This is a genomic window from Pseudomonas hamedanensis, assembly GCF_014268595.2.
GTDB classification, from domain to species: Bacteria; Pseudomonadota; Gammaproteobacteria; order Pseudomonadales; family Pseudomonadaceae; genus Aquipseudomonas; species Aquipseudomonas hamedanensis.
In genome coordinates, this window is the sequence record NZ_CP077091.1 from 3,015,653 (window position 1) to 3,041,088 (window position 25,436).

Genomic DNA, 25,436 nt, shown 5'->3' on the forward strand with positions numbered 1-25,436 from the left:
CCCCTTAGAAATAACCCTGACGTTTTTTGTCTTCCATCGAGCCTGCGCCATCGTGGTCGATGACCCGGCCCTGGCGCTCGGAAGTTCGCGTCAGGAGCATTTCCTGAATGATGTCCGTCAGGCTTTCGGCCTCGGACTCCACCGCGCCCGTCAACGGGTAGCAGCCAAGGGTGCGGAACCGCACTTTCTTTTTGACGATGCGCGCTTTGTCTTCATCAGACAGGTGCTCGAGGATGCGCTCGTCGTCAATCATGATCAGCGTGCCGTTCTTCTCGATCACTTCGCGTTCGGCTGCGAAGTACAGCGGCACGATCGGGATGCCTTCGAGGTAGATGTACTGCCAGATGTCCAGTTCGGTCCAGTTCGACAACGGGAACACACGGATGGATTCGCCCTTGTTGACCTTGCCGTTGTAGACGTTCCACAGCTCGGGGCGCTGGTTTTTCGGGTCCCAGCGGTGCTTGCTGTCGCGGAACGAGTACACACGCTCTTTGGCGCGGGACTTCTCTTCATCGCGACGGGCGCCGCCGAAAGCTGCGTCAAAACCATGCTTGTCGAGCGCCTGTTTCAGGCCCTCGGTTTTCATGATGTCGGTGTGCTTGGCGCTGCCGTGGGTGAATGGGTTGATGTTCTGCGCCACGCCATCGGGGTTGATGTGGGTGATCAGGTCCAGGCCCAGTTCCTCGACCATCTTGTCGCGGAACTTGTACATTTCCTGGAATTTCCAGCGGGTGTCGACGTGCATCACCGGAAACGGCAGTTTGCCCGGGAAGAACGCCTTGCGTGCCAGGTGCAGCATCACGGCGGAGTCTTTACCGATGGAGTACAGCATCACCGGGTTGTCGAACTCGGCGGCCACCTCGCGGATGATGTGGATGCTTTCCGCCTCCAGCTGTTTCAGATGCGTCAGTTTGTCGACCATGGCTACTCACGAAAGCTTTCTTATGAACGGCCAGCGGGCCGTGTTCGAGCGGGGAATCCTAGCACAGCGACCTCTTCTAATCAGGACGCCAACTAGAACGAAAGGGCATATGAATATGCCCACTCGTTTGGGCGGAAAGCCCCCTGTAGGAGTGAGCCTGCTCGCGATAGCGGTGAATCAGTCACAGCTATGTTGGATATGACAAAGCTATCGCGAGCAGGCTCACTCCTACAGGGGAAACGCGGTGTGTCAGATAGGGTTCGAGATGTCGATGAAGATGTGTTCGAGGGCAAAGCGTTTTGCCAGGTAATCACCCAGCGCCTGCACGCCATAACGTTCGGTGGCGTGATGGCCGGCAGCGATGAAGCTGATGTCGTTTTCCCGGGCGCTGTGGAAAGTCTGCTCGGACGCTTCGCCGCTGATGAACAGATCAACGCCTGCCGCCACGCCTTGATCGATATACCCCTGGCCGCCACCGGTGCACCAGCCGACCCGGCGGATCATGCCGCTGCCTTCGATCAGCAGCGGCTCACGGCCCATGACGTCTTGCACCTTGCGGGCAAAATCACGCGCCGTCATCGGTTCGTTCAACGAGCCGACCAGACCGACAATTTTCAGATTGTCCGGATCCAGCGGCCCTTCAACCGTGATGTCCAGTTGGCGTGCCAGCTGCACGTTATTGCCGACGTCCGGGTGCAGATCCAGCGGCAAATGGTAGGCGAGCAGACTGATGTCGTGCTTGAGCAGGGTTTTCAGCCGGCGCTGTTTCATGCCGGTGACGCACGGGTTCTCGCCCTTCCAGAAATAGCCGTGATGCACCAGCACCAGGTCGGCTCCCGCCTCGACCGCCGCGTCGAGCAATGCCTGGCTGGCGGTGACACCGCTGACGATGCGCATCACCTGCGGGCGGCCCTCGACCTGCAGGCCGTTGGGGCAATAATCGGCGATTTTGGCGCTGCCAAGGTAACGGTCGGCTTCTGCGACGAGGGTGCTGAGGGCGACGGCCATGAAAGACTCCTAAATATCCCGTTCAGAGGCGCGCGCGGCCTCGTATAATGCGCGACATTATGGGCGGTCTGACCCCGCCTGCAACCTTTCCAGGACGTGCTTAATGCTCAAGGCGCTGCGTTTTTTCGGCTGGCCACTGTTGGCCGGTGTGCTTATCGCTCTGTTGATTATTCAGCGTTACCCCGAGTGGGTCGGGCTGCCGAGCCTTGACGTCAACCTGCAGCAGGCCCCGCAAACCACCATCGTGCAGCAGGGCCCGGTGTCCTATGCCGACGCGGTGAGCATCGCGGCACCGTCGGTGGTCAACCTGTACACCACCAAGGTCATCAACAAACCGGCGCATCCTTTGTTTGAGGACCCGCAATTCCGGCGCTTCTTCGGCGACAACTCGCCCAAGCAGAAGCGCATGGAATCCAGCCTCGGCTCCGGTGTGATCATGAGCCCGGAAGGCTACATCCTGACCAACAACCACGTCACCAGCGGCGCCGACCAGATCGTCGTGGCTTTGAAAGACGGCCGGGAAACCCTGGCCCGGGTCATCGGCAGCGACCCCGAGACCGACCTTGCCGTCCTGAAAATCGACCTGAAAAACCTGCCGGCAATCACCGTCGGCCGCTCCGACAGCATCCGCATCGGCGACGTCGCTCTGGCCATCGGTAACCCGTTCGGCGTCGGCCAGACCGTGACCATGGGCATCATCAGCGCCACCGGGCGTAACCAGTTAGGCCTGAACAACTACGAAGACTTCATCCAGACCGACGCAGCGATCAACCCGGGCAATTCCGGCGGTGCACTGGTCGATGCCAACGGCAACCTCACCGGCATAAACACGGCGATTTTTTCCAAATCCGGCGGCTCGCAAGGCATCGGTTTTGCGATTCCGGTGAAACTGGCGATGGAGGTGATGAAGTCGATCATTGAGCACGGCCAGGTGATTCGTGGCTGGCTGGGCATCGAAGTGCAACCGCTGACCCAGGAACTGGCCGAGTCGTTTGGCTTGTCCGGACGTCCGGGCATTGTCGTCGCGGGGATTTTCCGCGATGGCCCGGCGCAGAAAGCCGGGTTGCAGCTGGGCGATGTGATTCTGAGTATCGATGGCGAACCGGCCGGCGATGGCCGCCGTTCGATGAACCAGGTCGCGCGGATCAAACCGACCGACAAAGTCACGATTCAGGTGATGCGCAACGGCAAGGAAATCAAGCTTACGGCTGAAATCGGCCTGCGTCCTCCGCCGGCTCCGGTGAAAGAAAAAGAAGAATAAAAATGTTTTCGCGCCAGCGGCGCGAATAACAGACACTCTCAACAGTCATGTTATATTGTTTCAATTCTGAAAATTAGAACAACATAACATGTCGTCTCGCAAAAAGGCCTCACTGCTGGGCCTGACCCTGGGTTTGCTCTGCGATCCCGCCTTCGCCGATGAGCCGCAGCCGCTGGAGCTCGACGCCATCAGCGTCACCTCCGACTACGAATCGCCCACAGGTCCAGTCAAAGGCTATCGTGCGACGCGCTCCGCCAGCGCGACCAAAACCGACACGGCGATTCGTGACATCCCACAAGCCATCAGCGTGGTGCCGGCCAGCGTCCTCAACGACCTGGGCAGTACCAGCGTGGAGCGCGCGCTGGATTTTGCTGGCGGCGTATCGAAACAAAACAATTTCGGCGGCCTGACGCTGTACGAATACAGCGTGCGCGGCTTTACCACTTCGGAGTTCTACAAGGACGGCTTCAGCGCCAATCGCGGTTATCCCAGTACCCCAGACGCGGCCAACATCGAGCGCATCGAGGTACTCAAAGGCCCGGCCGCCAGCCTGTATGGCCGCGGTGATCCGGGCGGCACGGTAAACATCGTGACCAAGAAACCCCAGCCCGAAGCCTTCACCACCCTGCAAACCAGCGCTGGCAGTTGGGATCGCTATCGCACCGCGCTGGACGTCAATACGCCTCTCGATGGACAGGGCGATGTGCTCTCGCGCATCAACCTCGCCGTCGAGGACAACAACAGCTTCCGCGATCACGTCGACGCCAAGCGCGTATTCGTTGCGCCGTCGATCAGTTGGCAACTGAACCCGGACACGTCGCTGTTGGTGGAAAGTGAAATTGTCCGTCACAGCTCGACATTCGATCGCGGCATCGTCGCGCCGAACAATAAATGGAGCGGTGTCTCGCGTTCGACCTTCCTCGGCGAGCCCAACGACGGCGACATCGACAACCACAACAACCTGCTCCAGGCCACCCTTGAACACCATCTGAACGACAGCTGGAAATTGCGCCTGGCCAGCCATTACAAGGAAGGCAAACTCTGGGGCGATGCGTCGGAACAACGGGCGCTGAACGCCGACGGCCACACGGTCAACCGCCGCTTGCGTGAACGCGATACGAGTTGGCACGACAGCATCACCCAACTGGAACTGCGCGGGCTGTTCGACCTCGGGCCTTGGCAGCATGAATTGCTGGTTGGCACCGAGTACGAGAATTACCGCAAGGACGAGCGCGTCACCACTATTGCCGGCGGTCCCTACGCCATCGACATCTATAAGCCGATTTACGGCCAGCCGAAACCCAACGGCGCTCGTTCAGGCACCGACTTCTTCGAGCACGTCGAAAGTCATGCGCTGAACCTGCAGGACCAGATCATCTTTACCGACAAACTGCGCGGCATGGTCGGCGCGCGCTTCGAGCATTTCGATCAGCGCATCGACGATCACAGCCGTAACGCCAAAAGCCAGCAGCGTCACGATGCTCTGACTCAACGCGCCGGCCTGCTCTATCAACTGACGCCGAACACCGGCCTCTTCGCCAACGCCTCGACCTCATTCAAACCGAACAACGGCCTGGATGCTTCCGGCAAATCCTTCGACCCGGAAGAAGGCGTCGGTTACGAAGTCGGCATCAAGAACGAGCTGTTCGACGAGCGTGTAAGCAGCACCCTCGCCTTCTTCCATATCGACAAGGAAAACGTCCTTGCCCTTGATCCGGGCACCGACACCAGCCGCGCCATGGGCAAGGCGCGCAGTCGGGGTTTCGATTGGCAAATAACCGGCCAGGTGACTGACGCCGTGCGGGTGATCAGCGCCTTCGCTTACATCGACGCCGAAGTCACCAAGGGCGATGCGAGCATTCCCACTGGCAGCCGCATCCTCGGCGTGGCCAAACGCAGCGGCAGTCTGCTCGGTGTTTATGAATTTCAGGATGGCCATCTGCGCGGCTCAGATGTCGGCGCAGCGTTCACTTATGTAGGCGATCGCTCGGGCGAGTCCGGTAGCGACTTCGAATTGCCTGCCTATCAAACCGTGGACTTGCTCGCCCATTACAAGGCCAGCGACAACGTCACGCTCGGCCTGAACCTGAACAATATCTTCGACGAGAAATACTACGAGCGCTCCTACAGCAACTACTGGGTCAACCCCGGCGAGCCGCGCAATTTCACCGTCAGCCTGACACTCAACCTGTAAAAGGACGTCCCCATGCACTACGGCAAAACCCTCATGATCCTCGCCGCTTTGTTCGCCGGCCACGCCTCGGCCCATGGCTTGTGGACCGAACAACGCCGCGGCAATATCGAAGTGGTCTACGGTCACGGCGCCGAAGACAACGCGTTCAAGGCACAGAAAATCAGTGGCGCCTGGGCGTATGACGCGGGCGGCAAGATGATCCCGGTCAGCGTCGAGCGTCTGGCCGATCACGCACGGCTGAAACCGTTGAAGCCGCCGGCGGTGATGGCCGTGGCACTGGACAATGGCATGTGGTCGCAGACGGCGGACAAGAAATGGGTCAACGAAGGACGCAGCAAAGTGCCCGGCGCCACCGAGGCTACGCAAACCTTCAAATACAGCCTGGCGATCTATCAGCCGGGGGCGAAGCTGCCGAAGCTTGATCAGATCAAACTGCTGATCCTGCCGGAGGTCGATCCGCTGACTGTAGGGCCAGGCAAATCGTTGCCGGTGCGAGTATTGCTCGATGGCAAACCGGCGGCCGGGGTGAAGTTGATTGGCGACTATCGCAGCGCGCCGAACACGCTGAGCACCGAGACGGACAAGGATGGGCGTGCGCAAGTGCTAGTGAGGAATGAAGGGTTGAATGTGATTGCGGCGCAGGTCGAGGTACCGGTGAAGGGCAGTGCGGATGTGGATAGCCGCGGGTTGTTCAGTTCGCTGACTTTCTTGGGCGAGCCGCATCACGAATAAACGCTACAAATCCCCTGTAGGAGTGAGCCTGCTCGCGATTGCGCCGGGTCAGCCAACATCAATGTTGAATGTCCCTCCGCTATCGCGAGCAGGCTCACTCCTACAGAAAGCAGAGCTGGTCAGAGGTCGCCGAGGCCGTCGATCAGCGCCTGATTCTGCTCCGGCGTACCGATCGAGATTCGCAAGAACTGCGCAATCCGCTCTTGCTTGAAATGCCGCACGATCACGCCCTGCTCGCGCAGCTTGGCGGCCAGCCCCGCCGCGTCATGCTGCGGGTGGCGGGCGAAAATAAAGTTTGCCGCTGAGGGCAAGACTTCAAAACCCTTGGCCTGCAACTGTGCAACCACCCACTCACGGCTTTCGATGACCTGACGGCAAGTCTTGTCGAAATACTCACGATCTTCAAAAGCCGCCGCTGCGCCGACATTCGCCATTCGATCCAGCGGATAGGAGTTGAAGCTGTTCTTGATCCGCTCCAGCGCCTCGATCAGGTCCGGATGCCCCACTGCCAGACCAACACGCAGGCCCGCCAGTGAACGGGACTTGGACAGGGTCTGGGTCACCAGCAGGTTCGGATAGCGGTCCACCAGACTGATGGCCGTCTCACCGCCGAAGTCGATATACGCCTCGTCAACGACCACCACCGAATCCGGGCTGGCCTTGAGGATTTGCTCGACCGCCTCCAGCGCCAGCAGGCAACCGGTCGGGGCGTTCGGGTTGGGGAAGATGATGCCGCCATTCGGTTTGGCGTAGTCAGCCGGGTTGATCTGGAATTGCGCATCCAGCGGCACCGCGTCGAATTCGATCCCGTACAGACCGCAATAGACGGGATAAAAGCTGTAGCTGATGTCCGGGAACAACAGCGGCTGATCGTGTTGCAGCAACCCGTGGAAGATGTGCGCGAGCACTTCGTCCGAACCGTTGCCGAGGAACACCTGATTGGTCTGTACGCCGTAATAGTTGGCCACGGCGTTTTTCAACAGATCACTGTTCGGGTCCGGGTACAGACGCAAGTTGTCGTTGAGCTCGGCCTGCATCGCCACCAGTGCTTTTGGCGACGGACCGTAGGGGTTTTCGTTGGTGTTGAGCTTGACCAGTCGGGTCAGCTTCGGCTGTTCGCCCGGCACATACGGCACCAGATCCTTGACGAACGGGCTCCAGAATTTACTCATGCTCATTCCCCCTGCCCTTTCAAAAAATCCTGGTCTTTGATGCGGTATTCGGCGCTGCGCGCGTGGGCGCTGAGCGATTCACCACGGGCCAGCACGGAGGCGGTTTTGCCCAGCTCCGAAGCCCCGGCCTCGGAGCAGAAAATGATCGACGAGCGCTTCTGGAAGTCGTACACGCCCAGCGGCGAGGAGAAGCGCGCGGTGCCGGAAGTCGGCAGCACGTGGTTCGGTCCGGCGCAGTAGTCGCCCAACGCCTCGGAGGTGTGGCGGCCCATGAAGATCGCACCGGCGTGGCGGATCTGCGGCAGCCAGGCCTGTGGATCGGCGACCGACAACTCCAGGTGTTCCGGGGCAATGCGGTTGGCGACTTCGATGGCCTGAGCCATGTCATTCACCTGGATCAGCGCACCACGGCCATTGATCGAGGTTTCGATGATGGTTGCGCGATCCATGGTCGGCAGCAGTTTGTCGATGCTGGCGGCGACCTTGTCGAGGAACTCGGCGTCCGGGCTGACCAGAATCGCCTGGGCGTCTTCGTCGTGCTCGGCCTGGGAAAACAAGTCCATGGCGATCCAGTCCGGATCGGTCTGGCCGTCACACACCACGAGGATTTCCGAAGGGCCGGCGATCATGTCGATGCCGACCTGACCGAACACGTGGCGCTTGGCCGTGGCGACATAGATATTGCCCGGACCAACAACCTTGTCCACTTTCGGCACGCTTTCGGTGCCGTAAGCCAGTGCGGCAACCGCTTGCGCGCCACCGATGGTGAACACCCGGTCAACCCCGGCGATGCAGGCAGCGGCCAGCACCAGTTCGTTGATTTCACCGCGCGGCGTTGGCACGACCATGACCACTTCGGTCACGCCAGCGACCTTGGCCGGAATCGCGTTCATCAACACTGACGACGGATACGACGCCTTGCCGCCTGGCACGTAAAGACCCGCGCGATCCAGCGGTGTGACCTTCTGGCCCAACACCGTGCCGTCGGCTTCGGTGTAGCTCCAGGAATCCTGTTTCTGTTTTTCGTGGTAGCTGCGCACCCGTGCTGCGGCTTTTTCCAAAGCCTCGCGCTGTTCGACCGTGATCCGGGTCAGCGCCAGCTCCAGACGCTCACGCGGCAGAATCAGATCGGCCATCGAGGCGACTTCGAGGCCATCGAACTTCTGGGTGAACTCGACCAGCGCCGCGTCACCGCGCTCGCGCACCGCCTTGATAATGTCCAGCACGCGCTGATTGACCGAGTCGTCAGACACACTTTCCCAGCTCAGCAGATGATCCAGATGATGCGCGAAATCCGGGTCAGCAGCGTTGAGTCGGCGAATTGCAGTCGGTGCGGTCATAGCGAGAGCCTCATAGGAATGGCAAATAACTCAGGCGCCCGAAACTAGCATTCGATCCGCTTGGGCACCTGAGAATTCTGGCTATGAGGCGGATAGACGGCGCGGCCTCGGGCCGCGCAGGTGAATCAGCCGCGGTGTCGAGACTCCACTGCGTTGCGCAGGGTGTCGATCAACGCCTGGATTCGGGCGTGTTGCATCTTCATCGAAGCCTTGTTGACCACCAGGCGCGAGCTGATCGTGGCGATCAGTTCCTGAGGTTCCAGGCCATTGGCGCGCAGGGTGTTGCCGGTGTCGACCACGTCGATGATCTTGTCGGCCAGACCGATCAGCGGTGCCAGCTCCATCGAACCGTAAAGCTTGATGATGTCGACCTGACGGCCCTGCTCGGCGTAGTAACGCTTGGCGACATTGACGAACTTGGTCGCCACGCGCAGACGGCCCTTGGGCTCGACTGCGCCGATCTTGCCAGCGGTCATCAGCTTGCATTGGGCGATCTGCAGGTCCAGCGGCTCGTACAGGCCCTGGCCGCTGTATTCCATCAACACGTCCTTGCCGGCAACGCCAAGGTCGGCCGCGCCATGCTCCACGTAGGTCGGCACATCGGTGGCGCGCACGATCAGCAGACGCACGTCGTCCTGGGTCGTGGGGATGATCAACTTGCGGCTCTTGTCCGGATTCTCGGTCGGCACGATGCCCGCTTCGGCGAGAAGCGGCAGGGTGTCGTCAAGGATGCGGCCCTTGGACAGTGCGATGGTCAACATGGGAAACGTCAGTCCTTATCAAGGTACTCATGCCCGGTCGCAATCGGCGCCGGACACACATCGAGCCGGTACCCGGCTCGACTCGAAAACTCAGCGGACACGTCCCTGTGTCCCAATGCAGCAATCAGCCCGGAACGCGACGGATCTTGGCGCCCAGCATCTGCAGTTTTTCTTCGATGCACTCGTAACCACGGTCGATGTGGTAGATGCGGTCGATCAGCGTGTCGCCTTCGGCCATCAGTGCCGAGATCACCAGACTGGCCGAAGCCCGCAGGTCGGTGGCCATCACTGGCGCGCCCTTGAGGATCTCGGTGCCGGTGACGATCGCGGTGTTGCCTTCGACCTGGATCTTGGCGCCCATGCGGTGCAGCTCGTACACGTGCATGAAACGGTTTTCGAAGATCGTCTCGATCACTGCACCGGTGCCTTCGGCAATGGCGTTGAGCGAGATGAACTGCGCCTGCATGTCAGTCGGGAATGCCGGGTACGGCGCGGTGCGCACGTTCACGGCTTTCGGACGCTTGCCGTGCATGTTCAGCTCGATCCAGTCTTCACCGCAGGTGATCTCTGCGCCGGCTTCACGGAGTTTTTCCAGAACGGCTTCGAGAATGGTCGGATCGGTATCCTTGACCTTGACGCGGCCACCGGTCACGGCGGCGGCGACCAGGTAGGTGCCGGTTTCGATACGGTCAGGCATGACTTTATAGAAAGCCGAACCCAGACGCTCGACGCCATCGATGGTGATGGTGTCGGTGCCGGCACCGGAAACCTTGGCGCCCATAGCGTTGAGGAAGTTCGCCAGGTCGACCACTTCAGGCTCGCGAGCGGCGTTCTGCAGCACGCTGCGGCCTTTGGCCAGGGCGGCGGCCATCATGATGTTCTCGGTACCGGTCACACTGACGGTATCGAAGAAGAAGTGCGCACCGCGCAGGCCGCCTTCAGGCGCCTTGGCCTTGATGTAGCCGCCTTCGACGTCGATGATCGCACCCATCGCTTCCAGACCACGGATGTGCAGGTCGACCGGACGCGAACCGATCGCGCAACCGCCAGGCAGCGCCACTTCGGCTTCACCGAAACGCGCGACCATCGGACCCAGTACGAGGATCGACGCACGCATGGTTTTCACCAGTTCGTACGGTGCGATCAGGGTTTTGATGGTGCGCGGATCGATTTCGACGCTGAGCTTCTCGTCGATCACCGGCTCAATGCCCATGCGACCGAACAGCTCGATCATGGTGGTGATGTCGTGCAGGTGCGGCAGGTTGCCAACCGTCACTGGGCCATCGCACAGCAGGGTGGCGGCCAGAATCGGCAGGGCGGAGTTTTTCGCGCCGGAAATGCGGATCTCGCCATCAAGACGAGCGCCACCGGTAATAATCAATTTATCCATTAGTATCTCGACGCCCTAGGGCTCAGGTGCGCTCGGCCCAGGCCGCGCGGCTGAAAAATTTCATAGTGACCGCGTGGATGCTGCCATCAGCGATCCATGGGTTCAAATGGGCATAGATGCTTTGCTGACGCTTGACCGGGCTCAACGCCGCCAGTTCATCGCTAATCACGTTCAGCTGGAAGTTGCAGCCTTCGCCTTCAACTTCTACCTGAATTCCTGGCAGCTTCCCTTCAAGGAAGTTTTTCACTTCTACGGCCTGCATGCTCAACCTCAATCGGCGCCCTGTGCGCACGGGTCGGACATCATACAAAAAAGCCCCGCGCCTGCGAACCCCGCAATGCAGGACTCTGACGGGGGGCTTTTGTTGCGGATGCGGGATCAGTGTGTCGCGAACAGCTCGGTCAATTCGCTGACCTCTGCAATTTCGCGCATGTCTTCCGGCATGGCGCGGATGCTGACGGACTTGCCGGCCGACTGCGCATCGCGCATGAAGCACAGCAGCAACGACAAACCGACGCTGCTGGACTTCTTCACCGCCGAGCAATCGATGACCAACGAGCTTGCCTTGCTCGACTTGATCAGCGCCTGGCCTTCCCTTCTCAGGTCCGGCCCGGTGCGATAGTCCAGCACGCCACTGAGCACAAGCTCGTCGACATCACTCATACGCACTGCCGCCTCACTCATTGCGCTGGCTTCGCAGCAGCTTTGTCGGTTTCCTGCTTGGCCTTGGCCACTTCACCGGCCCAACCGTTGATCGTCTTGTCGAGGTCGTTGCCATTGCGCTGCATCGCGTCGGCAAACTGATCACGGAACAGCTTGCCAATGTTGATGCCATTGATGATCACGTTGCGCAGTTTCCACTCGCCGCCGATCTTTTCCAGCGTGTATTGCACCGGATAGATCGCGCCATTGCTGCCCTTGACGGTCATGTTGACGCTGGTGCGATCGCCCGACTCGTCCTTGGCAGGATCGACGGTGATGCCCTGGTTGTTGTACTCAAGCAGCGCGTTCCCGTAGAACTGGAACAGGCCACGCTTGAAGTTTTCCTGAAAGCGCTGCATCTGCTCGGGCGTCGCCTTACGCGAATACTTCACCGTCATGATGCTCTTGGAAATGCCTTCGGCATCTACCACGGGGCCGACAATGTTGTTCAGCGCGGTGTAGAAATCCTGTGGATCCTGCTTGTATTTCTCTTTGTTGGCCTGCAAGTCGGCAAGCATCCGGTTCGTCGTGTCCTGAATCAGATCATGTGCCGATTGTCCCGGCGCAGCGTTAGCCATCAACGGCAGTGCCGCGAGCAACACCAACAGGCCACGTCGCAAGATAGAGATCATTCAAAAGCTCCTCATTTGGCGTCTTTGCTAACGGTATTGAGCAGGAATTTACCGATCAGGTCTTCCAGTACCAGTGACGACTGCGTGTCGTGGATGGTTCCGCCATCCTTCAACTGGGTGTCTTCGCCGCCGACACTGATACCGATGTATTTCTCGCCCAGCAGACCCGCGGTCAGGATAGACGCTGTGGAATCAACCGGCAGGTTGTCGACCTTTTTATCCACTTGCAGCGTGACCCGACCGGTGAAGCTGTCGCGATCCAGATCGATTGCCGTGACCTTGCCGATGGTTACACCGGCCATGGTCACTTTGGCTCTGACCGTCAAACCGGCGATATTGTCGAAATAGGCATACAGTTTATAAGTGTCGGTGGACGAAGTCGCAGACAGGCCACTGACCCGCAAGGCGAGCAGCAGCAAAGCCAGGATCCCTGCCAGCAGGAACAGGCCGACACCGATTTCCAGGGTGCGGTTTTGCATCAGAAATCTCCAAACATCAAAGCGGTCAGAATAAAGTCCAGGCCGAGCACTGCCAGCGAGGCAAACACCACGGTCTTGGTAGTGGCACGACTGATCCCCTCGGAAGTGGGCTCACAGTCATAGCCTTGAAATACGGCGATCCAGGTCACGACAAAGGCGAAAACGATGCTTTTGATCACTCCGTTGAGCACGTCGTCGACGAAGTTCACGCTGTTCTGCATGTTCGCCCAGTAGGAGCCTTCATACACGCCCAGCCAGTCGACGGCCACCCACGAACCGCCCCAGATGCCCACCACACTGAAGATCATCGCCAGCACTGGCAGGGAAATGAAACCAGCCCACAGCCGCGGGGCGATGATGTACTTGAGCGGATCGACACCGATCATCTCCAGGCTGGACAACTGCTCGGTGGACTTCATGTTGCCAATTTCGGCTGTCAGCGCCGAACCGGCGCGCCCGGCAAACAGCAACGCTGTGACCACCGGACCCAGCTCGCGCAACAGCGTCAGGGCAACCATCTGCCCCACCGCCTGCTCGGAACCATAACTCGACAAAATACTGAAGCCCTGCAGGGCCAGGACCATGCCGATAAAGATGCCGGAGACCACGATGATCACCAGCGACATGACGCCTACCGAATGCAGCTGTTTGACCAGCAGGCCAAAACCGCCGCTGATGCCGCCGCGGCCCAGCAAGGCATGAAACAGGAACAAGGTCGCACGACCAAACACCGCAACGGCGTCGATCGCCGCTTCGCCAAACCGGCGCACGCGTTCTATCAATGAAATTCTGCGCATCAGCGCTTCCCCAGAAGATCTGCGCGGTAATCCGTCGCTGGAAAGTGATACGGCACCGGGCCATCAGGGTCGCCGGTCATAAACTGACGAATGCGCGGTTCTTGCGAGTTCATCAACTCGTCCGGCGTGCCCTGCCCCAGCACCTGGCCGTCGCCCACGACGTAGATGTAGTCGGCGATACTCGCGGTTTCTGCCAGGTCGTGGGAGACCACGATACTGGTGATCCCCAGCGCATCGTTGAGCAGACGGATCAGGCGCACCAGCACGCCCATGGCGATGGGGTCCTGGCCGACAAAGGGCTCGTCGTACATGAGAATCTGCGGATCCAGCGCAATGGCACGCGCCAGTGCCACACGGCGTTTCATACCGCCGGACAATTCATCGGGCATCAAATCGATGGCGCCACGCAAACCCACCGCCTGCAATTTGAGCAGAACGATATCGCGAATCATGTCTTCCGGCAGTTGGGTATGCACACGCAGGGGGAACGCCACGTTCTCGAAGACATCGAGATCGGTAAACAGCGCGCCACTCTGAAACAGCACGCCCATGTGCTTGCGCGCATCGAACAGATCACTGCGCGACAGCGTCGGCAGGTTCTGGCCGTTGACCCAGACTTCGCCGCTGGACGGGCGCAACTGCGCGCCCATCATGCGCAACAGCGTGGTCTTGCCACACCCGGAAGGCCCCATGATGCCGGTGACTTTGCCGCGCGGGATGCGAATATCGACGTTATTGAAAATGCTGCGCGCACCGCGCTTGAAGGAAACTCCCTTCAGCTCGACCGCGTAGGCGTTATCGGCACTCATCTAAACTCCTTGCGATGCAGCCTCTCACTTGGATGCCAGGCTTTCAGTGGAAAGCACCTACATCCCGGGCAGGCCGAACTGGCGGCGAACTATATCACTGCAAAGGCCAAGCGCCCAAGCCTGAACCCCTCGCAGATCAGCGACATGAGAGGGTCGCCGCTTCTTTTAGAGGGTTTTGGTAACGAGTAATGACAAAGCACGACGAACTTACGTGAGGCTTTGCAACTAAACCGCTATAATCGCCGCCTTTTCATCGGGCTAAACGATTCCTGACATGAGCAAAACCCGCGACCTGATTCAATCGGCACAACGCACCATCCGCCTCGAAGTGGAAGCCGTTCAAGGCTTGATGCCCCATATCGACGCCGATTTCGTGCGCGCCTGCGAGATGATTCTGGCCAGCAAGGGGCGTGTGGTCGTGGTCGGCATGGGCAAATCGGGGCACATCGGCAACAAGATTGCCGCCACCCTGGCCAGCACCGGCACCCCGGCGTTTTTCGTGCACCCGGCCGAAGCCAGCCACGGCGATATGGGCATGATCACTCGCGACGACGTGATCCTGGCCCTGTCGAACTCCGGCTCGACCAATGAAATCGTGACCTTGCTGCCCCTGATCAAACGCCTGGGCATCCAGTTGATCAGCCTCACCGGTAACCCGCAGTCGCCGTTGGCGAAGGCCGCCGAGGTCAATCTCAACGTTCACGTCGAGCACGAAGCCTGCCCGCTGAACCTGGCGCCGACCTCGTCGACGACGGCAGCGCTGGTCATGGGCGACGCCCTGGCGGTGGCGCTGCTGGAGGCGCGCGGCTTTACCGCTGAAGACTTCGCCTTCTCTCATCCGGGCGGAGCGCTTGGGCGTCGTCTGCTGCTGAAAGTGGAAAACGTCATGCACGCCGGCCAGGAGCTGCCGCAGGTGCAACGCGGCACTTTGCTCAAGGACGCGCTGATGGAGATGACCCGCAAGGGCCTCGGCATGACCGTCATCCTTGAAGCCGACGGCAGGCTCGCCGGGATCTTCACCGACGGCGACTTGCGTCGCACCCTGGATCGCGCCATCGATATCCGCAGCGCCACCATTGATCAGGTGATGACCGCGCACGGCAAGACCGCCCGGCCCGAGATGCTCGCCGCCGAAGCCCTGAAAATCATGGAAGACCACCGAATCAACGCCCTGGTAGTCGTCGACGAGGAGGACCGCCCGATCGGCGCCTTCAACCTCTCCGATCTGCTGCGCGCAGGAGTCATGTAATGAGCAACGATCTGCTGCAACGCGGCAAAGCGATCAAACTGGCAGTCTTCGACGTCGATGGCGTCCTTACCGACGGACGTCTGTATTTCCTCGAAGACGGCAGCGAGTTCAAGACGTTCAACACCCTCGACGGCCAGGGCATCAAAATGCTGATGAATGCCGGCGTGCAGACGGCTATCATCAGTGGTCGCAAAACCCCGGTGGTCGAGCGCCGAGCGAAAAACCTCGGCATTCCTCATCTGTTTCAGGGGCGCGAGGACAAACTGGTCGTTCTCGACGGCCTGCTGGCCCAACTGGGCCTAAGCTATGAACAGGTCGCCTACCTCGGTGACGATCTGCCTGACCTGCCGGTGATCCGCCGCGTGGGCCTGGGCATGGCCGTTGCCAACGCTGCCGATTTCGTCCGCGAACATGCCCACGGCGTGACCCGCGCCCGCGGCGGCGAAGGTGCCGCCCGCGAGTTCTGCGAATTGATCCTGCGCGCCCAGGGCCGCCTCGATGCGGCCAACGCCGCGTACCTGTGAGCCAAGCCATGTTTAGCAAAAAGTTTCGCAACTTCCTGCTGTTCGGCTGCATCGCTGCGATCTTCGCTGCGGTCGGCTATTGGAATATCAGCCCGGAGCGCTTTCTCGACAAGCCGCCGGTGTCGACCGCCGAAAACCCGATCGACTGGTACGCGACCAACACGCACACCATTCAGTATCTGCCGGACGGCAAAGTGCAGTACGAGATGACCTCCGACAAGGCCGAGCACGTCAAGGCTACCGACGTCACCTTGGTCACCAAACCGGACTTGAACATGTATCGCGGCACCGACTTCCCATGGCACGTGACCAGTGAGCGCGGCGAAGTGAATTCGGGCGGTACCGAAGTGGAATTGATCGACTCGGTGCGCGTACAGCGTACCGATGAGAAAAATCGCGGCACCCTGATCACCAGCACCCGCATGACCGTGTTCCCGCAGCAAGAATATGCGCAGACCGCGCAACCCGTTAGAATCGAGGGCGCTGGCGGTGTATCGACTGGCGTCGGAATGAAAGCGTACCTGAAGGAAAGCAGGATACACCTGCAATCGAACGTAAGAGGACAGTATGAGGCTCGTTAAAACCCTCCCTATTTTGCTCAGTCTGGGCGCAGCACTGGGAAGCGTGAGCGCCTGGTCCCTGCCGAACGATCAGCAGCAACCGATCCGCATTCAGGCCGACGACGCCCAACTGGACGACAAGAATGGCATTGCCACCTATAAAGGTGACGTGATCATTACCCAGGGTTCGATGATCGTCAAAGGCAATACCGTGACCATCACCCGCACCCAGGCCGGCGATATCGATGTGGTAACTTCGGTCGGCAACCTGGCCTACTTCGAACAACTGCAGACCGCTGGCGACAGCAAGCCCGTACAGGGCTGGGGCGTGACGATCCAGTACCACGCCGCGCAGAACCGCGTCGTGCTGATCGACAAGGCCAAGGTTGTCGACAAAGACAACAACACCACCCAAGGCGAGAAAATCGTCTACGACACCGTGAAGAAACTCGCCAGCGCCGGTCGCGCCACGGGCAGCAAAGTCACCGAAGCGCGTCCGCGCATCGACATGGTGATCCAGCCGAAGAAGAAAACCGACGAGAAAACCCAGTAATGGCAACTCTGAAAGCTCAGCACCTGGCCAAGGCCTATAAAAGCCGCCAGGTCGTGCGTGACGTCAGCCTGTCGATCGACAGCGGCCAGATCGTCGGCCTGCTCGGTCCGAACGGCGCCGGCAAGACGACCTGCTTTTACATGATCGTGGGCCTGGTGCAGGCCGATCAGGGTCGAGTGCTGATCGATGATCTGGACGTCAGCCACCAGCCGATGCACGGTCGCGCCAAGGCCGGTATCGGCTATCTGCCGCAAGAAGCGTCGATCTTCCGCAAACTGTCGGTGGCCGACAACATCATGGCGATCCTTGAGACCCGTCAGGAACTCGACAAGGCCGGCCGTCGCAAGGAGCTGGAAAGCCTGCTGCAGGAATTCCACATCAGCCACATTCGCGACAACCTCGGCATGAGCCTGTCCGGCGGTGAGCGTCGCCGTGTGGAAATCGCTCGCGCCCTCGCCACCGCGCCGAAATTTATCCTGCTCGACGAACCGTTCGCCGGTGTCGACCCGATCTCGGTCGGCGACATCAAGCAAATCATTCACCATCTCAAGGCCAAGGGCATCGGTGTTCTGATCACCGACCACAACGTCCGTGAGACCCTGGATATCTGCGAAACCGCCTATATCGTCAACGATGGCCAACTGATCGCTGAAGGCGATGCGCAAACCATTCTGGCCAACGATCTGGTCAAGGAAGTGTATCTGGGTCACGAATTCCGCCTGTAAGCGACAGTGCCCGGTGAGCCGCCCGGGCGCCGTATCGATTCGAGCCGGAATTTAATACGCTTTAATTGTTACAGCGCTCTAGGCAAACACTTCAGTTTCAGGCATATAATTTGCTTAAGTTTGGCGCTTCGGCGCCCTGTAGTGGATGGCGCATAGCGCCGGCGAATAAGGTGTTAAGCCCCTGCCATGAAACCATCGCTAGTCTTGAGAATGGGCCAGCAGCTGACGATGACACCGCAGCTGCAACAGGCCATCCGCCTGCTCCAATTGTCCACCCTGGATCTGCAACAGGAAATCCAGGAGGCCCTGGAATCCAATCCGATGCTCGAACGCCAGGAAGAAGGCGACGACTTCGACAATTCCGACCCGCTGGCCGACAGCACCGAACAAAAGCCCGCCGAAATTCAGGAACCGTCCTACCAGGAAGCCGCCCCGACGGTGGATAACCTCGAGGAAGGCGAATGGAACGAGCGCATCCCTAACGAACTTCCGGTCGATACCGCCTGGGAAGACGTCTACCAGACCAGCGCCAGCAGCCTGCCCAGCAGCGATGACGACGAGTGGGATTTCACCACCCGCACATCCGTTGGCGAAAGCCTGCAAAGCCATCTGCTGTGGCAACTGAATCTCGCGCCGATGTCCGACACCGACCGGCTGATCGCCGTGACACTGATCGATTGCATCAACAATCAGGGCTATCTCGACGAAACCCTCGACGAGATCCTTGAAGCATTCGATCCGGAACTGGACATCGAGCTGGACGAAATCGAAGCCGTCCTGCATCGCATCCAGCAGTTCGAACCCGCCGGCATCGGCGCCCGCAACCTCAGCGAGTGCCTGCTGCTGCAACTGCGTCAGTTGCCGGCCCGGACGCCGTGGCTGGCCGAGGCCAAACGTCTGGTCGCCGATTACATCGACCTGCTGGGCAGCCGCGATTACAGCCAGTTGATGCGCCGCATGAAGCTCAAGGAAGATGAGCTGCGCCAGGTCATCGAACTGGTTCAGAGCCTTAATCCGCGTCCGGGCTCGCAGATCGAGTCCACCGAAGCCGAGTACGTCATCCCCGATGTTATCGTGCGCAAGGACAACGAACGCTGGCTGGTCGAGCTGAATCAGGAATCCGTACCGCGTCTGCGCGTCAACGCCCAGTACGCCGGCTTCGTCAAGCGCGCCGACACCAGCGCCGACAACACCTTCATGCGCAATCAGTTGCAGGAAGCGCGCTGGTTCATCAAGAGCCTGCAAAGCCGCAACGAAACCCTGATGAAAGTGGCCACGCAGATTGTCGAGCACCAACGCGGCTTCCTGGAATATGGCGACGAAGCGATGAAGCCGCTGGTCCTGCATGACATCGCCGAAGCCGTAGGCATGCATGAATCGACGATTTCCCGGGTGACCACGCAGAAATTCATGCATACCCCACGCGGTATTTATGAACTGAAATACTTTTTCTCCAGCCACGTCAGCACCTCCGAAGGCGGCGAATGCTCGTCCACGGCGATCCGCGCGATCATTAAAAAACTGGTTGCCGCGGAAAATCAGAAAAAGCCGTTGAGCGACAGCAAGATCGCTGGTTTACTGGAGGCACAAGGCATTCAGGTGGCTCGCCGCACGGTCGCCAAGTACCGCGAATCCCTCGGGATCGCGCCTTCGAGCGAGCGCAAACGGTTGATGTAAGCCACGTTACAGCGTTCCAGTGGCAGGCTTTTCGGCCTGCCGCTTTATGCACTGGCAACGAAGGAGAAGCTGTATGCAAGTCAACATCAGTGGACACCAACTGGAAGTGACCGAACCTCTGCGCACCTACATCGGCGAAAAACTCGACCGACTGGAGCGGCATTTCGACAAGATCACCAACGTGCAAGTCATATTGAATGTCGAGAAGCTCAAGCAGAAAATCGAAGCCACGCTGCATATTCCCGGCGGAGAAGTAGTTGCCAATGCCGAGCATGACGACATGTATGCCGCCATTGACCTGCTCACCGACAAGCTGGATCGCCAACTCAAAAAGCATAAGGAAAAGACCCAAAGCCTCCTCCAGGGCGCGACCGGTCGTTAACCCCCCTATCCCATGATCCGACTTGAAACCATCCTGACCCCCGGCCGTTCCCAAGTGAACGCGCCGGGCGGCAGCAAGAAAAAAGCCCTCGAACAGATTGCCAACCTGATCCACCGCGAAGTGCCGGATTTGGCGATGCAGGATGTCTTCGAGGCCCTGGTTGCCCGTGAAAAACTCGGTTCCACCGGTTTTGGCAACGGCATCGCCATTCCCCACTGCCGCCTCAAGGGTTGCCAGTCGCCGATCAGCGCGCTGATGCACCTTGAAGCCCCGATTGATTTCGACGCCATCGATGGCGCCCCGGTGGACCTGCTGTTCGTGTTGCTGGTACCGGAAGCTGCGACCGATGCACACCTGGAATTGCTGCGCCAGATCGCCAGCATGCTCGATCGCAAGGAAGTGCGCGACAGACTGCGCAGCGCGCCAAGCAGCGAAGCGCTGTACAAAGTCGTCCTGGACGAACAGAACGGGCACTAATCATGCGTTTGATCATCGTCAGTGGCCGTTCGGGCTCGGGTAAAAGTACCGCCCTGAATGTCCTTGAGGACAACGGCTATTACTGCATCGATAACCTGCCGGCTGGCCTGCTGCCGGAACTGGCCGAACGCGCGCTGATCCACACCGAACTGGCACAGCCGCTGGTCGCCGTGTCGATCGATGCGCGCAATCTGCCGAGCCACCTGTCGCGCTTCCCTGAACTGCTCGAAGATGCCCGGAGCAAGCACATTCAGTGCGATGTGCTGTATCTGGATGCCGACGAAGAAACCCTGCTCAAGCGTTTCTCCGAGACGCGCCGTCGTCACCCGCTGAGCAATGCCGACCGTTCGCTGGCCGAGGCGATCAAGGATGAAAGCGCCCTGCTCGGCCCGATTGCCGATCTGGCTGACCTGAAGATCAACACCACGCACCTGAACCTCTATCAGTTGCGCGACACCATCAAGTTGCGTCTGCTGAACCAGCCGGAGCCGGGTACGGCGTTTCTGGTCGAGTCGTTTGGCTTCAAGCGCGGCATGCCGGTCGACGCCGACCTGGTCTTTGATGTGCGCTGCCTGCCCAACCCGTACTGGAAACCGGAGCTGCGCGAGCAGTCCGGTCTCGACGCGCCGGTGGCCGAGTATCTGGCGGAACAGCCGGATGTCGAAGAAATGTATCAGGACATCTTCGCCTACCTGCACAAGTGGCTGCCGCGCTTCGCCGCGAGCAATCGCGCCTACGTCACCGTTGCCATTGGCTGTACCGGCGGGCACCACCGCTCTGTCTACCTGACCGAACGCCTGGGTCAGGCCCTGCAAAAAACCTTGAAGAACGTCCAGGTTCGCCACCGCGACCTCACCTAAAGGATTCACACCGCGATGCCTGCTCGTGAAATCGAAATCATCAATAAATTGGGGCTGCACGCCCGAGCGTCGGCCAAGTTCGTCGGCGTTGCCGGCAAATTTCCGGACACGACGATAAGAGTGGGCCGCACGCCCGAGAGCACAGTGGACGGTAAAAGCATTATGGCAATGATGATGCTGGCGGCGGGCAAGGGCACCAAAATCCATTTGAGCACCGAGGGCGAGCAAGCCCAGGAAGCCATGGACGCCCTGGTAGAACTGATCAACAACTACTTCGATGAAGGCGAGTGACCCTGTGGCGAGGGAGCTTGCTCCCGCTCGGCTGCGCAGCAGTCGTCAGTGCGGTGCAGCTGGAAAAAATCCAGCGGGGCCGCTTCGCAGCCCGGCGGGAGCAAGCTCCCACACCACAGCTCAACCCAACGCCGTATCCATGACCATCATCAGACAAAACCCGATCAACAAACCGAGACTCGCCAGCTTGTCATGACCATGACGGCGCGACTCCGGGATCACTTCGTGAGTGACCACCAGCAACATCGCCCCCGCCGCCAGTGCCAATCCCAGCGGCAACAGCACTTGCGCCAGACTCACCAGCCAGGCACACAACACTGCGAACACCGGTTCGACCAGACCTGACGCCGCGCCGATCAGGAATGCCCTGACACGCGACATCCCCGCCCCGGCCAGCACCAACGCAATCACCAACCCCTCCGGCACATCCTGCAAGGCGATACCCATCGCCAGGCTGTCCGCTTCCGGCATACCGCCGCCAGCAGACACACCGACCGCCATGCCTTCCGGAATGTTGTGCGCGATGATGGCGAACACGAACAGCCAGATCCGCGGTGGAATCACCGGATGCTCCAGCGTGCCGATGAGCATTTGCGGCGAAGCCCCCGACAGTCTGCGATCAACCAGGTACAGACCGAGCGCGCCCAGCAGGATGCCGAAACAGATCAGTCCGCTGGCCGTCCACGGAGTCAGGCCCAGACTTTCAGCAGCGGCGATGCCCGGCACGATCAGCGAGAATGCTGTCGCCGCCAGCATGACCCCGGCACCGAACCCCAGCAAGGTGTCGCTGAGTGCTTGCGGCATGCGCCGGATCACCAGCACCGGGACCGCCCCGAGCGCCGTGCCGAGAGCGCAGATCGCACCACCCTGCAAGGCTCTGGACAGTCTCGGCGCAAGATCCAGCCATTGCAGCCCGTGCGCGACCAGCAGGGTCATGCCCGCCAACAGCAACAGCGATCCCACGGCGTAACGAAACATACGCCCACTTGTGATCGCCAGTGTCTCAGTGCCCATAGTCAGCCTTGAATTGTTGTTATCGGAAACTCAGACCAGTGCGGCCTGGTAGCGCGCAGCGACTTCAGGCCAATTGATCACGTTGTAAAACGCATTGATGTATTCCGGACGGCGATTCTGGTAGCGCAGGTAATAAGCGTGTTCCCAGACATCGAGACCGAGAATCGGCGTGTTGCCGTTCATCAATGGACTGTCCTGATTGCCGCTGCTTTCCACGATCAGCTTTTTCTCCGGGGTCACGCTGAGCCAGGCCCAGCCGCTGCCGAAACGGGTCAACGCGACTTTGGTGAACGCTTCCTTGAAACGGTCGAGTCCGCCCAGTTGTTCATCAATGGCTTTGGCCAAAGCACCGTCGGGCTCGCCACCGCCGTTGGGCACCATCACTTCCCAGAACAGCGAATGGTTGGCATGGCCGCCGCCCTGATTGATCACCGCTGCGCGAAGCTTTTCCGGCAACTGCTGCACACTGGCGACAAGTTTTTCCACTGGCCACTCGGCAAACTCGGTGCCTTCCACCGCGGCGTTAAGGTTGTTGATGTAGGTCTGGTGATGCTTGGCGTAGTGGATCTCCATGGTTTGCGCATCGATGTGCGGTTCGAGGGCATCGTAGGCGTAAGGCAAGGCAGGCAAGGTAAAAGCCATTTCAATGGACTCCATGGTGATGAGGGGCTGAGGCGCGACGTGCATTGCCGGTGTCCGGGTGCAGCAAACGCTGGGTGCGCGGGTATTCGCCGTACTCGCTGATGAAATTCAGCAGTTCGACGTAGGTCTTGCTGCTCTGGCGCAACGCCGCTTCACGCAGGGCCGGGCGCAAGCGTTCGTCCTGCATGGTCTGCAATAACCGTTGGTGGATGGCGCACAGATACTCGGCGCTCTCCTCCGGTTGATTCAGGCGCAGGTGCAAATCGGCGAGGTTGTGATGAGAGACGACGCAGGCCGCCACCGCTTCGTCGGCGTCCGCCCAGCGTTCGAACAACACTTGCGCCAGGGCCAGGGCTTGCAGGTAAGCCTCACGGGCATCGATCAGCTCGCCCAGCATGAAGCAGCGATTGGCCCGTTCGATCGTGCGTTTCCAGTGCTCCATGATGAACCTCCAAAGCGGTTGCGGGATTTACACGCCGCCGGCGGTGAGTTTCTCGGGGTTGAGCAACTCTTCCAGCTCGCGGCGTGACAGGTCGGTGTGTTCCAGCGCGACGTCGATCACCGCGCGACCTTCCTTGTAGGCCTGCTTGGCGATTTCCGCGGCTTTCTGGTAGCCGATGATCGGATTGAGCGCAGTCACCAGAATCGGGTTACGCGACAGAGCTTCCTTGAGGCGCGCCTCGTTGACTTTGAAGCTGGCGATGGCCTTGTCACCGAGCAGCCGACTGGCATTGGCCAGCAGCTCGATGCTGCTCAGCAGGTTGTCGGCAATGATCGGCAGCATCACATTGAGTTCGAAGTTGCCCGACTGACCGGCGACGGTGATCACCGAATCGTTGCCGATCACCTGCGCGGCGACCATGGCCGTGGCTTCCGGTATCACCGGATTGACCTTGCCCGGCATGATCGACGAGCCGGGCTGCAGGGCTTCGAGTTCGATTTCGCCGAGACCGGCGAGCGGGCCGGAGTTCATCCAGCGCAGGTCGTTGGCGATCTTCATCAGCGTCACGGCGCAGGCCTTGAGCTGACCGGAAACGGCGACGGCGGTGTCCTGCGAGCCGATCAGCGCGAACAGATCCTTGCCCGGGGTGAATTGCACGTCGGTCAGTTGGCTCAAATGCCGGCTGAAACGCGCCGCGAATTCAGGGTGCGCATTGATCCCGGTGCCGACCGCCGTGCCGCCCTGCGCCAGCGATTGCAGGCTGGGGAGCAAATCCTGCAAATGACCGATGTTGGCCTTGAGCTGCTGCGCCCAGCCATTAAGCACCTGACTCATGCGCACGGGCATCGCGTCCATCAGATGCGTACGCCCGGTCTTGACGTGGTGATGCACTTGCCCGGCCTTGTGCTCGATGACTTGCACCAGATGCAGCAGCGCCGGCAGTAATTGTTCATGCAAGGCCAGCGCGGCGCTGACATGGATGGTGGTCGGGATGATGTCGTTGCTGCTCTGGCCGCAGTTGACATGGTCGTTGGCATTGATCGACTCGCCAAGCAGACGGCTGGCCAGCGTGGCGATCACTTCATTGGCGTTCATGTTCGAGCTGGTGCCGGAACCGGTCTGGAAAATATCCACCGGGAAATGCTGCATGAAATTGCCTGCGAGCAGCCCTTGCGCGGCATCGCTGATGGCTTTGCCTTGCGCCGCGCTGATCTGGTTCAACTCGACGTTTGCGCGAGCGGCAGCGGCTTTGGCCAGAATCAGTGCGCGGACGAACTGGCGCGGCATCGGCTTGCCGCTGATCGGGAAGTTATTCACCGCGCGCTGGGTTTGCGCGCCGTAGAGCGCGTCGACCGGCACCTGCAGTTCGCCCATGCTGTCGCGCTCAATACGTGTCTTGGTCATGCGAGTGTCCTTGCAGCAGTTCAGTAAGAGGGATCGAGGGTTGCAACTCACATGTTGCGAGTTGCCAGGTGTAGCGTTGCCAGCGCTGGAGGCGGCATTGGCAAAGCGCCAGGCGCTCCATGTCGCGCAACGGCCGCCAGGCCTGATCGAGGCAGAGGCTGCGCCAGTGCCACGGCAAGGCCATATCAGTGGCGGTATCGAGCAACAGACGGAAAGAAGTTTCGGCGACGGTCCAGGGCGAGGTTGCCGTGCAACAAGACAAATAGCGCCCTTCGGCAAGGTAGTGTTCGATCAGGCGTGGCTCGTCAGGATTCAGTGCGCAACGGATCTGGCGACTCATCCAGCGCCAGCTTTCGAGGTAGGGCTGCTCGTGCAAGGCAGAACTCATGATCCGGGACTCGTGCGGAGATGAGATTCATTATTAGATGATAATGAGA

Annotated in this window: 30 protein-coding genes; 13 read left to right on the forward strand and 17 right to left on the reverse strand. The window is 60.0% G+C overall.

The genetic code is table 11. The annotated features are described in order from the left end of the window. Positions 1-4: 4 nt before the first annotated feature. Positions 5-922: a sulfate adenylyltransferase subunit CysD gene (cysD, locus tag HU739_RS13105; RefSeq protein ID WP_007912374.1), complete on the reverse strand. Its 918-nt coding sequence runs from the start codon at positions 920-922 to the stop codon at positions 5-7. A 249-nt stretch (positions 923-1,171) separates the two neighbouring features. After that, on the reverse strand, positions 1,172-1,930 hold the full coding sequence (locus tag HU739_RS13110; protein WP_186547246.1) for a Nif3-like dinuclear metal center hexameric protein: 759 nt from the start codon (positions 1,928-1,930) through the stop codon (positions 1,172-1,174). Positions 1,931-2,033: 103 nt separating this feature from the next. Between HU739_RS13110 and algW the strand changes: the two genes are divergently transcribed. From algW to HU739_RS13125, 3 genes are all read left to right on the forward strand, one after another. Beyond that, on the forward strand, positions 2,034-3,191 hold the full coding sequence (gene algW / locus HU739_RS13115; RefSeq protein WP_186547247.1) for a Do family serine endopeptidase AlgW: 1,158 nt from the start codon (positions 2,034-2,036) through the stop codon (positions 3,189-3,191). Positions 3,192-3,279: 88 nt separating this feature from the next. Beyond that, a complete protein-coding gene (locus HU739_RS13120; protein WP_186547248.1) occupies positions 3,280-5,385 on the forward strand; it encodes a TonB-dependent siderophore receptor in 2,106 nt (701 codons plus the stop codon). Between the two features lie 12 nt (positions 5,386-5,397). Next, complete coding sequence (locus HU739_RS13125; RefSeq protein WP_186547249.1) at positions 5,398-6,117, forward strand: DUF4198 domain-containing protein; 720 nt, start codon at positions 5,398-5,400, stop codon at positions 6,115-6,117. Positions 6,118-6,236: 119 nt separating this feature from the next. Here HU739_RS13125 and hisC read toward each other — a convergent pair whose 3' ends face one another. From hisC to HU739_RS13175, 10 genes are all read right to left on the reverse strand, one after another. Then, entirely contained in the window at positions 6,237-7,289 is a 1,053-nt protein-coding gene (gene hisC / locus HU739_RS13130) for a histidinol-phosphate transaminase (RefSeq protein ID WP_186547250.1), read from the reverse strand. 2 nt (positions 7,290-7,291) lie between these two features. Then, positions 7,292-8,629 (reverse strand): histidinol dehydrogenase, encoded by a 1,338-nt coding sequence (gene hisD / locus HU739_RS13135; RefSeq protein WP_186547251.1) that lies wholly within the window; start codon positions 8,627-8,629, stop codon positions 7,292-7,294. 125 nt (positions 8,630-8,754) lie between these two features. Further along, on the reverse strand, positions 8,755-9,390 hold the full coding sequence (gene hisG / locus HU739_RS13140; RefSeq protein ID WP_095180378.1) for an ATP phosphoribosyltransferase: 636 nt from the start codon (positions 9,388-9,390) through the stop codon (positions 8,755-8,757). 124 nt (positions 9,391-9,514) lie between these two features. Further along, positions 9,515-10,780 (reverse strand): UDP-N-acetylglucosamine 1-carboxyvinyltransferase, encoded by a 1,266-nt coding sequence (gene murA / locus HU739_RS13145; protein ID WP_186547252.1) that lies wholly within the window; start codon positions 10,778-10,780, stop codon positions 9,515-9,517. 22 nt (positions 10,781-10,802) lie between these two features. Then, positions 10,803-11,042 carry a BolA family protein gene (locus HU739_RS13150; RefSeq protein WP_093104663.1) on the reverse strand — a complete coding sequence of 80 codons (240 nt, stop codon included), beginning with the start codon at positions 11,040-11,042 and terminating at the stop codon, positions 10,803-10,805. A 116-nt stretch (positions 11,043-11,158) separates the two neighbouring features. Then, positions 11,159-11,464, reverse strand: coding sequence for an STAS domain-containing protein (locus HU739_RS13155; RefSeq protein WP_186547253.1), 306 nt, complete (start codon positions 11,462-11,464; stop codon positions 11,159-11,161). Further along, positions 11,461-12,114, reverse strand: a complete 654-nt coding sequence (locus tag HU739_RS13160; protein WP_186547254.1) for an MlaC/ttg2D family ABC transporter substrate-binding protein — start codon at positions 12,112-12,114, stop codon at positions 11,461-11,463. Before HU739_RS13160 ends, HU739_RS13155 begins: the two co-directional genes overlap by 4 nt. An 11-nt stretch (positions 12,115-12,125) precedes the next feature. Further along, a complete protein-coding gene (mlaD, locus tag HU739_RS13165) occupies positions 12,126-12,593 on the reverse strand; it encodes an outer membrane lipid asymmetry maintenance protein MlaD (protein ID WP_186547255.1) in 468 nt (155 codons plus the stop codon). After that, complete coding sequence (gene mlaE, locus HU739_RS13170) at positions 12,593-13,390, reverse strand: lipid asymmetry maintenance ABC transporter permease subunit MlaE (protein ID WP_186547256.1); 798 nt, start codon at positions 13,388-13,390, stop codon at positions 12,593-12,595. Before mlaE ends, mlaD begins: the two co-directional genes overlap by 1 nt. Continuing rightward, the gene (locus tag HU739_RS13175; RefSeq protein ID WP_186547257.1) at positions 13,390-14,199 is read right to left on the reverse strand and encodes an ATP-binding cassette domain-containing protein; all 810 of its coding nucleotides are present in this window, start codon (positions 14,197-14,199) and stop codon (positions 13,390-13,392) included. Before HU739_RS13175 ends, mlaE begins: the two co-directional genes overlap by 1 nt. Positions 14,200-14,473: 274 nt before the next feature. On the opposite strand from HU739_RS13175, the gene HU739_RS13180 reads away from it, so the two are divergent. The 10 genes from HU739_RS13180 (at position 14,474) to HU739_RS13225 (ending at position 21,497) form a co-directional block, all read left to right on the forward strand. Continuing rightward, a complete protein-coding gene (locus tag HU739_RS13180) occupies positions 14,474-15,448 on the forward strand; it encodes a KpsF/GutQ family sugar-phosphate isomerase (RefSeq protein ID WP_186547258.1) in 975 nt (324 codons plus the stop codon). Beyond that, a complete protein-coding gene (locus HU739_RS13185; protein WP_186547259.1) occupies positions 15,448-15,972 on the forward strand; it encodes a KdsC family phosphatase in 525 nt (174 codons plus the stop codon). The genes HU739_RS13180 and HU739_RS13185 overlap by 1 nt, the downstream gene beginning before the upstream one ends. Positions 15,973-15,980: 8 nt before the next feature. Further along, positions 15,981-16,553, forward strand: a complete 573-nt coding sequence (lptC, locus tag HU739_RS13190) for an LPS export ABC transporter periplasmic protein LptC (RefSeq protein WP_186547260.1) — start codon at positions 15,981-15,983, stop codon at positions 16,551-16,553. After that, positions 16,540-17,085 (forward strand): lipopolysaccharide transport periplasmic protein LptA, encoded by a 546-nt coding sequence (lptA, locus tag HU739_RS13195; RefSeq protein ID WP_186547261.1) that lies wholly within the window; start codon positions 16,540-16,542, stop codon positions 17,083-17,085. Before lptC ends, lptA begins: the two co-directional genes overlap by 14 nt. After that, entirely contained in the window at positions 17,085-17,810 is a 726-nt protein-coding gene (lptB, locus tag HU739_RS13200) for an LPS export ABC transporter ATP-binding protein (RefSeq protein ID WP_186547262.1), read from the forward strand. The genes lptA and lptB overlap by 1 nt, the downstream gene beginning before the upstream one ends. Before the next feature lie 186 nt (positions 17,811-17,996). Then, positions 17,997-19,487, forward strand: a complete 1,491-nt coding sequence (locus HU739_RS13205) for an RNA polymerase factor sigma-54 (RefSeq protein WP_186547263.1) — start codon at positions 17,997-17,999, stop codon at positions 19,485-19,487. A 73-nt stretch (positions 19,488-19,560) separates the two neighbouring features. Then, positions 19,561-19,869: a ribosome hibernation-promoting factor, HPF/YfiA family gene (gene hpf / locus HU739_RS13210; protein ID WP_090281780.1), complete on the forward strand. Its 309-nt coding sequence runs from the start codon at positions 19,561-19,563 to the stop codon at positions 19,867-19,869. A gap of 12 nt (positions 19,870-19,881) precedes the next feature. Next, a complete protein-coding gene (ptsN, locus tag HU739_RS13215; RefSeq protein WP_186547264.1) occupies positions 19,882-20,346 on the forward strand; it encodes a PTS IIA-like nitrogen regulatory protein PtsN in 465 nt (154 codons plus the stop codon). A gap of 2 nt (positions 20,347-20,348) precedes the next feature. After that, on the forward strand, positions 20,349-21,206 hold the full coding sequence (gene rapZ / locus HU739_RS13220; RefSeq protein WP_186547265.1) for an RNase adapter RapZ: 858 nt from the start codon (positions 20,349-20,351) through the stop codon (positions 21,204-21,206). A gap of 15 nt (positions 21,207-21,221) precedes the next feature. Continuing rightward, positions 21,222-21,497 carry an HPr family phosphocarrier protein gene (locus tag HU739_RS13225; RefSeq protein ID WP_186547266.1) on the forward strand — a complete coding sequence of 92 codons (276 nt, stop codon included), beginning with the start codon at positions 21,222-21,224 and terminating at the stop codon, positions 21,495-21,497. Between the two features lie 120 nt (positions 21,498-21,617). Here HU739_RS13225 and HU739_RS13230 read toward each other — a convergent pair whose 3' ends face one another. The 5 genes from HU739_RS13230 to HU739_RS13250 are packed head-to-tail and all read right to left on the reverse strand — an operon-like array spanning position 21,618 to position 25,387. Continuing rightward, entirely contained in the window at positions 21,618-22,511 is an 894-nt protein-coding gene (locus tag HU739_RS13230; RefSeq protein WP_186547267.1) for a ZIP family metal transporter, read from the reverse strand. A 30-nt stretch (positions 22,512-22,541) separates the two neighbouring features. Then, positions 22,542-23,153 (reverse strand): superoxide dismutase, encoded by a 612-nt coding sequence (locus HU739_RS13235; protein ID WP_186547268.1) that lies wholly within the window; start codon positions 23,151-23,153, stop codon positions 22,542-22,544. Between the two features lies 1 nt (position 23,154). Further along, positions 23,155-23,595, reverse strand: a complete 441-nt coding sequence (locus tag HU739_RS13240; RefSeq protein WP_186547269.1) for a hypothetical protein — start codon at positions 23,593-23,595, stop codon at positions 23,155-23,157. A 27-nt stretch (positions 23,596-23,622) separates the two neighbouring features. After that, positions 23,623-24,999 (reverse strand): class II fumarate hydratase, encoded by a 1,377-nt coding sequence (locus HU739_RS13245; protein WP_186547270.1) that lies wholly within the window; start codon positions 24,997-24,999, stop codon positions 23,623-23,625. Then, positions 24,980-25,387 (reverse strand): FagA protein, encoded by a 408-nt coding sequence (locus HU739_RS13250; protein WP_186547271.1) that lies wholly within the window; start codon positions 25,385-25,387, stop codon positions 24,980-24,982. The genes HU739_RS13245 and HU739_RS13250 overlap by 20 nt, the downstream gene beginning before the upstream one ends. Positions 25,388-25,436 lie beyond the last annotated feature (49 nt).

Coding starts and splice junctions, on each gene's coding strand:
- HU739_RS13240 (WP_186547269.1), bottom strand. CDS start 23,595: ATGGAGCACTGGAAACGCACGATCGAACGGGCCAATCGCTGCTTCATG.
- HU739_RS13155 (WP_186547253.1), bottom strand. CDS start 11,464: ATGAGTGAGGCGGCAGTGCGTATGAGTGATGTCGACGAGCTTGTGCTC.
- HU739_RS13230 (WP_186547267.1), bottom strand. CDS start 22,511: ATGGGCACTGAGACACTGGCGATCACAAGTGGGCGTATGTTTCGTTAC.
- HU739_RS13205 (WP_186547263.1), top strand. CDS start 17,997: ATGAAACCATCGCTAGTCTTGAGAATGGGCCAGCAGCTGACGATGACA.
- hisG (WP_095180378.1), bottom strand. CDS start 9,390: ATGTTGACCATCGCACTGTCCAAGGGCCGCATCCTTGACGACACCCTG.
- HU739_RS13235 (WP_186547268.1), bottom strand. CDS start 23,153: ATGGCTTTTACCTTGCCTGCCTTGCCTTACGCCTACGATGCCCTCGAA.
- algW (WP_186547247.1), top strand. CDS start 2,034: ATGCTCAAGGCGCTGCGTTTTTTCGGCTGGCCACTGTTGGCCGGTGTG.
- HU739_RS13250 (WP_186547271.1), bottom strand. CDS start 25,387: ATGAGTTCTGCCTTGCACGAGCAGCCCTACCTCGAAAGCTGGCGCTGG.
- HU739_RS13175 (WP_186547257.1), bottom strand. CDS start 14,199: ATGAGTGCCGATAACGCCTACGCGGTCGAGCTGAAGGGAGTTTCCTTC.
- lptC (WP_186547260.1), top strand. CDS start 15,981: ATGTTTAGCAAAAAGTTTCGCAACTTCCTGCTGTTCGGCTGCATCGCT.
- murA (WP_186547252.1), bottom strand. CDS start 10,780: ATGGATAAATTGATTATTACCGGTGGCGCTCGTCTTGATGGCGAGATC.
- HU739_RS13160 (WP_186547254.1), bottom strand. CDS start 12,114: ATGATCTCTATCTTGCGACGTGGCCTGTTGGTGTTGCTCGCGGCACTG.
- HU739_RS13180 (WP_186547258.1), top strand. CDS start 14,474: ATGAGCAAAACCCGCGACCTGATTCAATCGGCACAACGCACCATCCGC.
- HU739_RS13185 (WP_186547259.1), top strand. CDS start 15,448: ATGAGCAACGATCTGCTGCAACGCGGCAAAGCGATCAAACTGGCAGTC.
- ptsN (WP_186547264.1), top strand. CDS start 19,882: ATGATCCGACTTGAAACCATCCTGACCCCCGGCCGTTCCCAAGTGAAC.
- mlaD (WP_186547255.1), bottom strand. CDS start 12,593: ATGCAAAACCGCACCCTGGAAATCGGTGTCGGCCTGTTCCTGCTGGCA.
- HU739_RS13150 (WP_093104663.1), bottom strand. CDS start 11,042: ATGCAGGCCGTAGAAGTGAAAAACTTCCTTGAAGGGAAGCTGCCAGGA.
- mlaE (WP_186547256.1), bottom strand. CDS start 13,390: ATGCGCAGAATTTCATTGATAGAACGCGTGCGCCGGTTTGGCGAAGCG.
- hisC (WP_186547250.1), bottom strand. CDS start 7,289: ATGAGTAAATTCTGGAGCCCGTTCGTCAAGGATCTGGTGCCGTATGTG.
- hisD (WP_186547251.1), bottom strand. CDS start 8,629: ATGACCGCACCGACTGCAATTCGCCGACTCAACGCTGCTGACCCGGAT.
- HU739_RS13110 (WP_186547246.1), bottom strand. CDS start 1,930: ATGGCCGTCGCCCTCAGCACCCTCGTCGCAGAAGCCGACCGTTACCTT.
- HU739_RS13245 (WP_186547270.1), bottom strand. CDS start 24,999: ATGACCAAGACACGTATTGAGCGCGACAGCATGGGCGAACTGCAGGTG.
- HU739_RS13125 (WP_186547249.1), top strand. CDS start 5,398: ATGCACTACGGCAAAACCCTCATGATCCTCGCCGCTTTGTTCGCCGGC.
- hpf (WP_090281780.1), top strand. CDS start 19,561: ATGCAAGTCAACATCAGTGGACACCAACTGGAAGTGACCGAACCTCTG.
- lptA (WP_186547261.1), top strand. CDS start 16,540: ATGAGGCTCGTTAAAACCCTCCCTATTTTGCTCAGTCTGGGCGCAGCA.
- HU739_RS13225 (WP_186547266.1), top strand. CDS start 21,222: ATGCCTGCTCGTGAAATCGAAATCATCAATAAATTGGGGCTGCACGCC.
- cysD (WP_007912374.1), bottom strand. CDS start 922: ATGGTCGACAAACTGACGCATCTGAAACAGCTGGAGGCGGAAAGCATC.
- rapZ (WP_186547265.1), top strand. CDS start 20,349: ATGCGTTTGATCATCGTCAGTGGCCGTTCGGGCTCGGGTAAAAGTACC.
- HU739_RS13120 (WP_186547248.1), top strand. CDS start 3,280: ATGTCGTCTCGCAAAAAGGCCTCACTGCTGGGCCTGACCCTGGGTTTG.
- lptB (WP_186547262.1), top strand. CDS start 17,085: ATGGCAACTCTGAAAGCTCAGCACCTGGCCAAGGCCTATAAAAGCCGC.